8 protein-coding genes are annotated in these 12,540 nt (G+C 70.7%); 4 read left to right on the top strand and 4 right to left on the bottom strand.

Going from position 1 to position 12,540, the window contains the following annotated elements; translation table 11 throughout:
- Positions 1 to 51 precede the first annotated feature (51 nt).
- Genes holA through leuS form a run of 3 tightly spaced genes read right to left on the bottom strand, consistent with a single transcriptional unit; the run spans position 52 to position 4,305 of the window.
- Positions 52 to 1,116, bottom strand: a complete 1,065-nt coding sequence (gene holA / locus AC1MLT_RS13775; RefSeq protein WP_481032767.1) for a DNA polymerase III subunit delta — start codon at positions 1,114 to 1,116, stop codon at positions 52 to 54.
- Between the two features lie 13 nt (positions 1,117 to 1,129).
- Positions 1,130 to 1,645 (bottom strand): LPS-assembly lipoprotein LptE, encoded by a 516-nt coding sequence (locus tag AC1MLT_RS13770; protein ID WP_481035018.1) that lies wholly within the window; start codon positions 1,643 to 1,645, stop codon positions 1,130 to 1,132.
- Between the two features lie 17 nt (positions 1,646 to 1,662).
- On the bottom strand, positions 1,663 to 4,305 hold the full coding sequence (gene leuS / locus AC1MLT_RS13765; RefSeq protein WP_481032766.1) for a leucine--tRNA ligase: 2,643 nt from the start codon (positions 4,303 to 4,305) through the stop codon (positions 1,663 to 1,665).
- Between the two features lie 133 nt (positions 4,306 to 4,438).
- Here leuS and glgX point away from each other — a divergent pair, with 133 nt between their 5' ends.
- The 4 genes from glgX to AC1MLT_RS13745 all read left to right on the top strand — a co-directional run bounded on the left by glgX (position 4,439) and on the right by AC1MLT_RS13745 (position 12,018).
- Positions 4,439 to 6,556, top strand: a complete 2,118-nt coding sequence (glgX, locus tag AC1MLT_RS13760; RefSeq protein WP_481032765.1) for a glycogen debranching protein GlgX — start codon at positions 4,439 to 4,441, stop codon at positions 6,554 to 6,556.
- A gap of 87 nt (positions 6,557 to 6,643) precedes the next feature.
- Positions 6,644 to 7,951, top strand: coding sequence for a glucose-1-phosphate adenylyltransferase (glgC, locus tag AC1MLT_RS13755; RefSeq protein ID WP_481032764.1), 1,308 nt, complete (start codon positions 6,644 to 6,646; stop codon positions 7,949 to 7,951).
- Entirely contained in the window at positions 7,951 to 9,435 is a 1,485-nt protein-coding gene (gene glgA, locus AC1MLT_RS13750; RefSeq protein WP_481032763.1) for a glycogen synthase GlgA, read from the top strand. The genes glgC and glgA overlap by 1 nt, the downstream gene beginning before the upstream one ends.
- A 69-nt stretch (positions 9,436 to 9,504) precedes the next feature.
- Entirely contained in the window at positions 9,505 to 12,018 is a 2,514-nt protein-coding gene (locus AC1MLT_RS13745) for a glycogen/starch/alpha-glucan phosphorylase (protein WP_481032762.1), read from the top strand.
- A 38-nt stretch (positions 12,019 to 12,056) separates the two neighbouring features.
- Here the strand turns inward: AC1MLT_RS13745 and AC1MLT_RS13740 are convergent, their stop codons facing one another.
- On the bottom strand, positions 12,057 to 12,539 hold the full coding sequence (locus AC1MLT_RS13740; protein WP_481032761.1) for an ExbD/TolR family protein: 483 nt from the start codon (positions 12,537 to 12,539) through the stop codon (positions 12,057 to 12,059).
- Position 12,540 lies beyond the last annotated feature (1 nt).

The raw sequence follows: 12,540 nt of genomic DNA, 5'->3' as shown, positions 1-12,540 counted from the left end.
TTTCCCACCGCCGGCGCCCGATGCCGGCGAAAGCGCCTGTGCCGGTCCCGCTCAGGAGGACGCCGGAGCGGCCATGCAGGCGCGGCACAGCATCAGCGCCAGGCGCTGCAGCGCGGGCCAGCCGCCGGCGGGCCAGTCGGGCTGCCGCAGTCCCTTGACGATGCCGTCGACGATGTGGGCGGCGCGCAGCAACCGCGTCAGGGCGCGGTCGTCCAGGCGCGGCAGCACGCGCTCGAAGGCCCGCTCGCGCGCGCCCCAGATGCGGTTCTCGCGCAGCGCCAGGGGCAGCGGGCGGCCGGCCGACAGGGCGTCGCGCACGCGCTTGAGGGCCCGGATGTCCTCGGCCAGCGCGTAGTGCACCAGCACCTCGGCCTCGCCCTCGGCGCGCAGGCCGTCGAGCATGCGCGCCACGCGCACCGGCTGACCGGCGAGCACCGCTTCGGAGAGTTTGAAGACGTCGTAGCGCGCGACGTTGTTGACCGCGCCCTCGATCTGCTCCCAGCCCAGCTCGCCGGCCGGATGCAGCAGCGCCAGCTTCTGGATCTCCTGGTGGGCGGCCAGCAGGTTGCCCTCGACGCGGTCGGCGAAGAACTGCAGCGTGCGCTGGCCCTCCTCGCCGGGTTTCACGCGCTGGCCCTGCAGCGCCAGCCGCTGGGCGATCCACTGCGGCAGCGCGGCGCGCTCGACCGGGTCGACCTGCAGCGTGACGCCGTGGTTCTCCAGCGCCGCGAACCAGGCGCCGCTGCGCGTGGCCTTGTCCAGGCGCGGCAGCAGCACCAGCGTGAGCGTGGTGTCGTTGCCATCCGCGGCCTCGGCGATCTGCTGCAGGGCGGCGCTGCCGTCCTTGCCGGGCTTGCCCGAGGGGATCCGGATCTCCACCACCTGCCGCTCGGCGAACAGGCTGAGCGAGCCGCCGGCGGCGAGCACCGTGCTCCAGTCGAAATGCGCGCCGGCGACGGTGTGGGAGGTGCGCTCGGTATGGCCCCGGGCACGGGCCGCCTGGCGGATCGCATCGGCGGCTTCCTGCGCCAGCAGGGGCTCGTCGCCATGGATCGCGTAGAGCGAGCGCAGGCCCTTGGCCAGGTGCGCCGGCAACTGCGCCGGGCTCAGCTGCATGGGACGCGGCTCCCTACAGTTGCTTGACCGCGGCGAGCCGGCGCAGGGTCTGCTGGGCGATGTCGTTCTGCATGTCGCGGAACAGCAGCTCGGCCTCGCCCTCCTTGGCCAACGCGTTGGTCTCGTTGTAGGTCAGGTCGCGCTGCTGCACGATCTCCGCCAGCTGCAGCTCCTTGCCCCCGGGCGTGGCGAGCCGGAAGCGCACGCGCAGGCGCAGCTGCAGCTCGCGCACCTCGCCGGCCGCGTTGGTCGACAGCACGACGCGCTCGCGGCCCTCGCTCAGGATCGCCAGCACGGCATCGGCCTCGTTGGCGCGCTCCGGCGGCAGCAGCGTGACCGTGCCGGCGGCGACGATCAGGCGGCGCAGGTAGTTGATGAAGGCCGAGTTGCCCGCCACCGACAGCGTCTTGAAGGCGAACACCGGCGCCTTGCGCAGCTCGAAGCCGCAACCGGCCAGGCCGGCGGCCAGCACCGGGGCGCCCAGCAGGGCGAGCGCGGCGCGGCGCGAGGGCGGCGTGGGGGAATTCATCTTCATCGGGGACAGCCTCACAGGACCACGTTGACGAGCCGGCCGGGCACCACGATGACGCGCTTGGGCACGGCACCGGCGGCATGCTGCGCCAGGATCTCGCTGGCGCGCGTGATGGCCTCGATCTCCTCCTTCGAGGCGCCGGCGGGCACGCGCACCGCGCCGCGCAGCTTGCCGTTGACCTGCAGCATCAGTTCGATCTCGTCCTGCACCAGCGCGTCGGGGTCGACCACCGGCCAGGGCGCGTCGAGCAGGTCGCCATGGTCGCGGGCGTAGCCCAGCTCGTTCCAGAGCTGCTGCGCGATGTGCGGCGTGGCCGGATACAGCACGCGCAGCAGGATGCCGAAGCCTTCGCGCAGCGCCGCCGCGTCGCCCGGCTCGCCCGTGGTCTTGAACGACTCCAGCGCGTTGAGCAGCTTCATCGCGCCCGAGACGACGGTGTTGTACTGCATGCGCTGGTAGTCGTAGTCGATCTGGCGCAGCACGATGTGGACCTCGCGGCGCAGGGCCTGGGCCGCCTTGCCGAAGGCGGCCGGCGCCGCGCCCGGCAGGCCCGTGGCCACCTGCGCGGTCTGCCGCGCGACGCCGAAGTTCCAGACCCGCCGCAGGAAGCGGTAGCTGCCCTCGACCGCCGCGTCGTTCCACTCCAGGGTGGCTTCCGGCGGCGCGGTGAACATGGTGTAGAGCCGGGCGGTGTCGGCGCCGTACTTCTCGATCAGGTCCTGCGGATCGACGCCGTTGCGCTCGCTCTTGCCCATCTTGCCGACGCCGCCGTACTCGACCCCCGAGCCGTCGGCCAGCGTGCCGCCGGTGATCCGGCCCTGCGCGTCAAGCACCGGCGTGACCTCCAGCGGCGGGAAGTAGTCCTTGCCGCCCTTCTCGTTGCGCCGCCAGTAGATGTGGTTGAGCACCATGCCCTGCGTGAGCAGCCGGGCGAAGGGCTCGTCGACCTTGACCAGGCCGAGGTCGCGCATCACCTTGGTCCAGAAGCGCGCATAGAGCAGGTGCAGGATGGCGTGCTCGATGCCGCCGATGTACTGGTCCATCGGCATCCAGTAGTCGGCGCCCGCGCCGACCATGGCCTGGTCGTTCTTCGGATCGCAATAGCGCATGAAGTACCACGACGAGTCGACGAAGGTGTCCATGGTGTCGGTCTCGCGGCGCGCGGGCCGGCCGCACACCGGACAGACGACGCCGGCGTGGAAGCCTTCATGCCTGACGAGCGGATTGCCCGAGCCGTCGGGCACGCAGTCGGTCGGCAGCACGACCGGCAGGTCCTGCTCGGGCACCGGCACCGCGCCGTGCTCGGCGCAATGGATGATCGGGATCGGCGTGCCCCAGTAGCGCTGGCGGCTCACGCCCCAGTCGCGCAGGCGCCAGGTGGTCTGCGTCTCGCCCAGCCCCTTCTGCTGCAGGGTATGCGCGACGGCGGCCACGGCCTCCTTGAAGTGCATGCCGCTGAAGTTGTCGGAGTTGATGGTCACGCCACGCGTCTTGTCGGCGTACCAGTCCTGCCACCGGTGATAGTCGAAGTGGGGCTCGCCGTCGACCAGCACGACCTGCACGATCGGGATGCCGTAGCGGTTGGCGAACGCGAAGTCGCGCTCGTCGTGCGCCGGCACGCCCATCACGGCGCCGTCGCCATAGCTCATGAGGACATAGTTGCCGACCCAGACCGGCACGGGCTCGTCGGTGATCGGGTGCGACACCGTCAGGCCGGTGGCCACGCCCTTCTTCTCCTGCGTCGCGAGCTCGGCCTCGGTGGTGCCGCCATTCCTGCACTCCTCGATGAAGGCGGCGACCCGGGGGTCGGTCCGGGCGGCGTGCAGGGCCAGCGGGTGCTCGGGCGCGACGGCGCAGAAGGTCACGCCCATGATGGTGTCGGCGCGCGTCGTGAAGACGTACATGCGGCCGTCCTGCACCGGAGCGCCATCGGCGCCACGGATGTCGTGCGTGAAGGCGAAGCGCACGCCCTCGCTCTTGCCGATCCAGTTCTCCTGCATCAGCTTGACGCGCTCGGGCCAGCCCGGCAGCTTGTGCTGCGTGTGCTCGAGCAGCTCGGGCGCGTAGTCGCTGATCTTCAGGTAGTAGCCCGGGATCTCGCGCCGCTCGACCGTGGCGCCGGTGCGCCAGCCCTTGCCGTCGATCACCTGCTCGTTGGCCAGCACGGTCTGGTCGACCGGGTCCCAGTTGACGACCTGGGTCTTGCGATAGGCGATGCCCTTCTCCAGCATCTTCAGGAACAGCCACTGGTTCCACTTGTAGTAGGTCGGATCGCAGGTGGCGATCTCGCGGCTCCAGTCGATCGCCAGGCCCATCGCCTGGAGCTGGCCGCGCATGTAGTCGATGTTCTCGTGGGTCCACTTGGACGGCGGCACGCCGTTCTTGAGCGCCGCGTTCTCGGCCGGCAGGCCGAAGGCGTCCCAGCCCATGGGCATGAGCACGTTGTAGCCCGACATGCGCAGGTAGCGCGCGAGCATGTCGTTGATGGTGTAGTTGCGCACGTGGCCCATGTGCAGCTTGCCGCTGGGGTAGGGCAGCATGGAGCAGGCGTAGTACTTCTTCCGGCTCGCGTCTTCGGTCACGCGGTAGGCATCGGCGGCCGTCCATTGCTGCTGGGCGCTGGCTTCGACTTCGGAGGGCTTGTAACTGGGATTCATGGGGGTTCGGACAACGGCCCGGCGCTCGGTCGGCCGGGGAGGATGGATTATCGGGGCCAACGCCCCTACAGTCTCGCCTCGGGCTCCGCGCGAACCAACTCCCCTCCTTCCACGCCGTCACCGTTTCCCTCCCATGCTCACCGAAGGACGGCCCTTTCCCCTGGGTGCCACGGCCGGCCCCGCCGGCATCAATTTCGCGCTCGCGGCGCCCGGCGCCACCCAGGTCGAACTCTGCCTCTTCGATGCGGCCGGCCGCGACGAGCGCCAGCGGCTGCGGCTGCCGGCCCGCACCGACGGCGTCTGGCACGGCCACCTCGACGGCGCCACCCCGGGCCTGGTCTACGGCTGGCGGGTGCACGGCCCCTGGGCGCCGCACGAGGGCGCCCGCTTCAACCCCGCCAAGGTGCTGCTCGACCCCTACGCGCGCGAGATCGTCGGGCGCTACGACGGCGGCGACCTGTTCGCCGGCCACGTGCCGGGCCAGCCCGCGCTGCGCGATCCGCGCGACAACGCCGCCGTCGCGCTCAAGGCGCGGGTCGAGGCGCCGGTGGCGGCCGCCGCCCTGCCGCCGCCGATCGAGACCCGACCGCGCATCGCCGCGACGGACCGCGTCATCTACGAACTGCACGTGCGCGGGCAGACCATGCGCCACCCCGACGTGCCCGAGGCCCTACGCGGCACCTATGCCGGCCTGGCCGAGCCGGCGGTGCTCGATCCCTTGAGGCGCCTGGGCATCACCACCCTGAGCCTGCTGCCGGTCCAGCACCGCGCCGACGAGGAGCGGCTGCTCAAGGCCGGGCTGTCGAACTACTGGGGCTACAACACCATCGGCTGGTTCGCCCCGGACACGCGCTACTGGAGCGGGCGGCCCGGCACCACGCCGACGAGCGAGTTCCGCGCCCTCGCCGAGGCGGTGCACGCGCGCGGCATGGAACTGGTCGTCGACGTCGTCTACAACCACAGCGCCGAGTCCGACGAGGCCGGGCCCACGCTGTCGCTGCGCGGCATCGACAACGCGCTGTACTACCGCCTGCGCGCCGACGACCGCGCCCGCTACGAGAACTGGACCGGCTGCGGCAACTGCCTGGACTTCGCCCAGCCGCGCGTGGTGCAGCTGGCCACCGACAGCCTGCGCCACTGGGTCCAGATGCTGGGCGTCGACGGCTTCCGCTTCGACCTGGCGCCGGTGCTGGCGCGCCGCGCGGATGGCGAGTTCGATCCGCGCGCGCCGTTCCTGACGGCGGTCGCGCAGGATCCGGTGCTGGCGCGCGCCCTGCTCATCGCCGAGCCCTGGGACATCGGTCCCGGCGGCTACCGGCTGGGCGGCTTCCCGCCCGGCTGGCTCGAATGGAACGACCGCTTCCGCGACGCCCAGCGCGGCTTCTGGCTCGACCACGGCACCGGCCTGGGCGAGTTCGCGCACCGCTTCGCCGGCTCCAGCGGCGAGTTCCAGCACAGCCAGCGAGCACCGACGGCGAGCGTCAATTTCGTCACCGCGCACGACGGCTTCACCCTGCGCGACCTGGTGAGCTACGAGGAGCGCCACAACCTCCCCAACGGCGAGGGCAATCGAGACGGCAGCAGCCGCAATCTCAGCCGCAACTGCGGCGTCGAGGGCGAGACGACCGACGAGACCGTGCGCGCGCGGCGCGCGCGTCTGCAGCGCGTGCTGCTGGCCGCGCTGCTGCTGTCGCAGGGCACGCCGATGCTGCTGGCCGGCGACGAGATCGGCCGCACCCAGCAGGGCAACAACAATGCCTACTGCCAGGACAACCCGACCACCTGGCTCGACTGGGAGCATGCCGATCCCGGGCTGAGGCGCTGCGTCGAGCAGCTGCTGGCGTTGCGCCGCGAGGCCGCGCCGCTGCGCAGCACCGACTGGTGGCCGACGACGCCGCCCTCGGCGACGACCGGCCCCGGCGCGCCCCATGCGCTGCGCTGGCTGGCGCCCGACGGCACCGACATGCAGCCGGAGGACTGGCTGCGGCGCGGCCGTCACGCGCTGGCGATCCTGTTCGACGCGCCACCGCAGAAAGTGGCATGGCTCGTGCTGGTGAACGCCGGCGCCGAGGCGGTGGATTTCGACCTCCCGGCGGGCCGGTGGCTGCGGCGTTTCTCCAGCGAGGCGGCCGAGTCGCCGCAGGACGCGGCATGGGCCCGGCCGCTGGCCGGATCCTGCAGTCTGTCAGCCAATGGCCTGTGGCTCCTCGGCCGGGCGTCGGAGGCCGGCCCCGGTGCTACGCTGGAGTGATGAATGTCAGGGAGTCCCCAAAAAAACAATACAGCTCCGGCGCCGCGACTTCGCGGCAGCACGGGCGTTCCCATCCCAGGAGACACCATGGACTCACCACGCAACGCGGCCCCGCCGCTCCAGTCGCACCAGCTGGTGCGGCGCACCATCGCCCTCGTGCTGGCGGGTGGCCGCGGCTCGCGGCTCAAGCAACTGACCGACCGGCGCGCCAAGCCGGCGGTGTATTTCGGCGGCAAGTTCCGCATCATCGACTTCGCCCTGTCGAACTGCCTGAACTCGGGCATCCGGCGCATGGCGGTGGTCACGCAGTACAAGTCGCATTCGCTCATGCGCCACCTGCAGCGCGGCTGGAGTTTCCTGCGCGCCGAACTCAACGAGATGGTCGACGTGCTGCCGGCGCAGCAACGCACCGGCGACGAGCACTGGTATCGCGGCACGGCCGACGCGGTGTTCCAGAACCTCGACATCATCCAGACCCGCTCGACGCTGCACGACTATGTCGTGGTGCTGGCCGGTGATCACATCTACAAGATGGACTACTCCATCATGGTCAAGGACCATGCCGAGCGCGGCCTGGGCTGCACCGTCGGCTGCATCGAGGTGCCGCGCATGGAGGCCACCGCCTTCGGCGTGATGGCCATCGACGGCGACCGCAAGATCACCGCCTTCCTGGAGAAGCCGGCCGATCCGCCCGCCATGCCCGGCCATCCCGACACCGCGCTGGCGAGCATGGGCATCTATGTCTTCGACTCGAAGTACCTCTACCAGCTGCTGGAGGAGGACGCCGCCAATCCGGATTCCGAGCACGACTTCGGCAAGGACATCATCCCGCGCGCGGTCGCCGCGGGGCGCGCGCTGGCCCATCCGTTCGGCATGTCCTGCGTCACGCGCGGCCCGCGCGGCCCCGAGACGCGCGCCTACTGGCGCGACGTGGGCACGATCGATGCATTCTGGGCCGCCAACCTCGACCTCGCCTCCGTCACCCCCGAACTCGACATCTATGACACCGACTGGCCGATCTGGACCTATCAGCGCCAGCTGCCCCCCGCGAAGTTCGTCGTCGACCTCGAGGGCAACAACGGCACGACGGTCAACACCATCGTCTCGGGCGGCTGCATCGTCTCGGGGTCGAAGGTGAAGGACTCGGTCCTGTTCTCGGGCGTGCGCATCCACTCGTTCTGCGACATCGGACAGGCCGTGCTGCTGCCCGACGTGGAGGTCGGCCGCGGCGCGCGGCTGCGCAAGGTGGTGGTCGACCGTGGCTGCGTGATCCCGGCGGGTATGGTCGTCGGCGAGGACCCCGAAGCCGACGCGGCACGCTTCGAGCGCACCGACACGGGCGTGGTGCTGGTCACGCGCGACATGCTCGCCGCTCTCGAGAAGGCCGCCGACTGATGCGTGTCCTGCAAGTCAGCGCCGAGCTGTTTCCACTGCTCAAGACCGGCGGGCTGGCCGACGTCACCGGCGCGCTGCCGCTGGCGCTCGCTGCCGCCGGCCTGCAGGTGCGCGTGCTGCTGCCGGGTTTCCCGGCCATCCTGGCGGGCGTGATCGACGCCGTCGACGTCGCGGCCTTCGAGGCGCCCTGGGGCGGGCGCGCGATGCTGCGGCTCGGCCGCATCGAGATCGCCCCGGCGTCGGCCAAGGCCGCGGCGACCCGCATCGACGCCTATGTGATCGACGCGCCCGCGCTCTACGACCGTCCGGGCAATCCGTACGAGGATCCGGCGCGCCAGCCCTACGGCGACAACCAGCGCCGCTTCGCGCTGCTCGGCTGGGCGGCGGCGCGCCTGGCGCAGGGCCTGGACCCGGCCTGGCGCCCCGAGGTGGTGCATGCGCACGACTGGCATGCCGGTCTCGCGCCCGCGTACATGGCCCTGGCCCCGGCCACGCCGGGCGTCGCGCGCGCGGCCAGTGTCTTCACGGTGCACAACCTGGCCTACCAGGGCGTCTTCCCGGCCTCGGACTTCGATGGCCTGGGCCTGCCGCGCGAGGCCTTCGACATCCGCGGCGTCGAATTCCACGGCCAGCTCTCGTTCATGAAGGCGGGCCTGTTCTACGCCGACCGGCTCACCACCGTCAGTCCCACCTATGCGCGCGAGATCCAGTCGCGCGAGCAGGGTTGCGGGCTCGAGGGCCTGCTGCGCGACCGCGCCGGCGCGCTCACGGGCATCCTCAACGGCGTCGACGCCACGATCTGGAACCCCGCCACCGACACGCTGCTTGCGCAGCGCTACGACGTGCGCCGTCCGGGCGGCAAGGACCTGTGCAAGGCGGAACTCCAGCAGGCCCTGGGCCTCGCCGTCGACCCCGACGCGCTGCTGTTCGTCATGGTCAGCCGCCTGACGTCGCAGAAGGGCCAACCGCTGGTGCTCGACGGACTCGACGCCCTGCTCGCGCGCGGCGGCCAGCTGGCCGTGCTCGGCAGCGGCGACGCCGCGCTGGAACGCGCCTTCAGCGAACGCGCCGCCGCCGCGCCGCGCTCGGTGAGCGCGACCATCGGCTACGACGAACGCTTCGCGCACCAGCTCTTCGGCGCCGGCGACGTGACGCTGGTGCCCTCGATGTTCGAGCCCTGCGGACTGACCCAGATGTACGGCCTGCGCTATGGCTGCCTGCCGCTGGTGCACCGGGTCGGCGGCCTGGCCGACACGGTGGTCGACTGCGCGCTGGAGCACATGGCCGACGGCAGCGCCAATGGCTTCGTCTTCGACGGCTTCGATCCCGCGGCCTATGCCGCCGCCGTGCGGCGCGCCTTCGCCCTCTACGAGAGGCCGGCCGACTGGCGCCGCGTGCGCGCCACCGCCATGCGCCGACCCGCCGACTGGTCCGACGCCGCGATGCGCTATGCCGATGTCTATCGGCAGGCGCTGGCGGCCTGAGGACGGGAACCGTCCCTCCTTCCACCATCGCGCCGAAACGCTTTCCCCCCAACGACGAGTCCTCTTCCCATGACGATCAAAGACTTCGCCTACGACCACCCCGATCGTGACGTCGCCGCCTTCAAGCGCGCCGTGGCCAACAAGCTCATCTACGCCGTCGGCAAGGATCCCGTGACAGCGAGTCCCGACGACTGGCTCAACGCCACCGCGCTGGCCGTGCGCGACCAGCTGGTCGAACGCTGGATGGCGACCACGCGCGCGAGCTACGACCAGGAGCTCAAGCGCGTCTACTACCTGTCGATGGAGTTCCTCATCGGACGCACCTTCACCAATGCCCTGCTGGCGCTCGACCTGCAGGCCACGGTGAAGCAGGCACTGGCCGACTTCGGCGTCGACATGTCGGAACTGGCCGAACGCGAACCCGACGCGGCCCTGGGCAACGGCGGTCTGGGCCGGCTCGCGGCCTGCTTCCTCGATTCGATGGCCACGCTGGGCGTGCCCGGCTTCGGCTACGGCATCCGCTACGAATACGGCATGTTCCGCCAGAAGATCGTCGACGGCCAGCAGGTCGAGACGCCCGACTACTGGCTCACGCGCGGCAATCCGTGGGAATTCCAGCGGCCCGAGGTCACCTACCGGGTGCGCTTCGGCGGCCGCGTGCAGCGCCGCGCCGGTCCCCAGCGCGAGGGCCAGCCGCCCAGCTCGCAGGCCGAACCCTTCGGCGCGGCCGACTGGGTCGACACGCACGACGTGCTGGCCATGGCCTACGACACCATCATCCCGGGCTACGGCACGCAGGCGACCAACACGCTGCGCCTGTGGTCGGCGCGCGCGACCGAGGAGATCGACCTGTCGGCCTTCAATCGCGGCAACTACATGCAGGCGGTGGAGAGCAAGAACCATTCGGAGAACGTCTCGCGCGTGCTCTACCCGGACGACTCCACGCCCTCGGGCCGCGAGCTGCGCCTGCACCAGGAATACTTCTTCGTCAGCGCCAGCGTGCAGGACCTGCTGCGTCGCTACCTGCGCAACCACGACACCTTCGACGCCCTGTCCAACCAGGTCAGCATCCACCTGAACGACACCCACCCGGTGCTGGCGGTGCCGGAGCTCATGCGCCTGCTGCTCGACGAGCACGGCCTCGACTGGGACAGCGCCTGGGCGCAGACGCAGAAGGTCTTCAGCTACACCAACCACACGCTGATGCACGAGGCGCTGGAGACCTGGCCGGTGGAGATGATGGGCCGCATCCTGCCGCGCCACCTGCAGATCCTCTACGACCTGAATTCGCGCTTCCTGGGCTCCGTGACCGAGCGGCTGGGCAACGACGTCGAACTGCTGCGGCGCCTGTCGCTGATCGACGAGACCGGCGAGCGGCGCGTGCGGATGGCCTACGTGGCGGTGCTGGCGAGCCATTCGATCAACGGCGTCTCCGGGCTGCATTCGGAGCTCATGACGCAGTCGATCTTCGCGGACTTCTACCGCCTGTTCCCGGAACGCTTCAACAACAAGACCAATGGCGTGACGCCACGGCGCTGGCTGGCGCAGGCCAACCCGCCGCTGGCCGCCCTGCTCGACCAGCGCATCGGCCGCGGCTGGCGGCGCGACCTGACGCAGCTCGAGGCCCTGCGCCCGATGGCCCAGCAGGCGCCCTTCGTGCGCGCCTTCCGCCACGCCAAGCGCGAGAACAAGCTGCGACTGGCCAACTGGATCGAGCAGCACATGGGGCTGGTGATCGACACCGACGCGATGTTCGACGTCCAGGTCAAGCGCATCCACGAATACAAGCGCCAGCTCCTGAACGTGCTGCACGTGATCTCGCGCTACCACCGCATCGTCGCCGCCCACGACGCCGGCCAGCCGGCCGACCTGGTGCCGCGCGTGGTGGTGTTCGCGGGCAAGGCGGCCTCGGCGTACCACGCGGCCAAGCTGGTGATCCGCCTCATCAACGACGTCGCCGCCGTCGTCAACAACGACCCGCGCGTGGGCAAGCTGCTCAAGGTGGTGTTCCTGCCCAACTACAGCGTCAGCCTGGCCGAGATCATCATGCCGGCGGCCGACCTCTCCGAGCAGATCTCCACCGCCGGCACCGAGGCCTCGGGCACCGGCAACATGAAGTTCGCGCTCAATGGCGCACTGACCATCGGCACGCTCGACGGCGCGAACGTCGAGATGAAGGAGAACGTCGGCGACGAGAACATCTTCATCTTCGGCAACACCACGCCGCAGGTGGCCGACATCCGTGCCCAGGGCTACCAGCCGCGCCATTTCTACGAGTCGAATCCCGAGCTGAAGGCCGTGCTCGACGCCATCCGCGATGGCGCCTTCTCGCCCGGCGAGCCGGCGCGCTACCAGGGCATCTTCGACACGCTGGTGAACTGGGGCGACCAGTACCTGCTACTGGCGGACTATGCGAGCTATGTCGCGATGCAGGGCCGGGTCGACGCGCTCTATCGCGATGCCGACGCCTGGACGCGCATGGCGATCCTGAACGTGGCGGGCATGGGAGCGTTCTCGTCGGACCGCACCATCGCGCAATACGCGCACGAGATCTGGCAGACCAAGCCGGTCCTGCTCGCCTGAGTCGCGCCCGGCAGCCGCCGCAAGGCGGCGCCGTCCGGTCAGCGCGCCAGCGCGCTGGCCGGTGCTTCGGCGACGAAGCCGATGCGCGTGAGGCCGGCGCGGCCGGCGATGGCCATCAGCTCGACGATGCGGCCATAGGGAACGGCGCGGTCGGCCCGCAACTGGATCTCGGTGTCCGGCGCGGTCCTGGCAAGGTCCTGCAGGCGCGTCGCCAATGTCGCGTCGTCGACCGGCTGGTCGTCGAGGAACAGGGCGCCCCGGCCGTCGACGGACAGGCGCGCGGCTCGTGGCGGCTGGGCGGTGGTGGCGGCCCGGCCGGCATCGGCGCGCGGCAGATCGACGCGGATGGCGCTCGCCATCAGGGGCGCGGTGACGATGAAGATCACCACCAGCACCAGCATCACGTCGACCAGCGGCGTCACGTTGATGTCGGAGAGCGGACGCTGGCCGCCGGCACCGGTCGAGCGGCCACCGCCCGCCGAGGAGACACCGCCTGCGAGACCACCGCGACCGAAGGCCATC

The organism is Variovorax sp. PEI5 (genome assembly GCF_056679935.1).
Note: the sequence above shows the minus strand (reverse complement) of the source record. Positions and strands in the feature narration are given on the sequence as shown.

What these genes read in the sequence shown, in the direction of transcription:
- glgX (WP_481032765.1), top strand. Translation starts at nt 4,439, where the DNA reads ATGCTCACCGAAGGACGGCCCTTTCCCCTGGGTGCCACGGCCGGCCCC.
- holA (WP_481032767.1), bottom strand. Translation starts at nt 1,116, where the DNA reads ATGCAGCTGAGCCCGGCGCAGTTGCCGGCGCACCTGGCCAAGGGCCTG.
- AC1MLT_RS13770 (WP_481035018.1), bottom strand. Translation starts at nt 1,645, where the DNA reads ATGAATTCCCCCACGCCGCCCTCGCGCCGCGCCGCGCTCGCCCTGCTG.
- leuS (WP_481032766.1), bottom strand. Translation starts at nt 4,305, where the DNA reads ATGAATCCCAGTTACAAGCCCTCCGAAGTCGAAGCCAGCGCCCAGCAG.
- glgC (WP_481032764.1), top strand. Translation starts at nt 6,644, where the DNA reads ATGGACTCACCACGCAACGCGGCCCCGCCGCTCCAGTCGCACCAGCTG.
- glgA (WP_481032763.1), top strand. Translation starts at nt 7,951, where the DNA reads ATGCGTGTCCTGCAAGTCAGCGCCGAGCTGTTTCCACTGCTCAAGACC.
- AC1MLT_RS13740 (WP_481032761.1), bottom strand. Translation starts at nt 12,539, where the DNA reads ATGGCCTTCGGTCGCGGTGGTCTCGCAGGCGGTGTCTCCTCGGCGGGC.
- AC1MLT_RS13745 (WP_481032762.1), top strand. Translation starts at nt 9,505, where the DNA reads ATGACGATCAAAGACTTCGCCTACGACCACCCCGATCGTGACGTCGCC.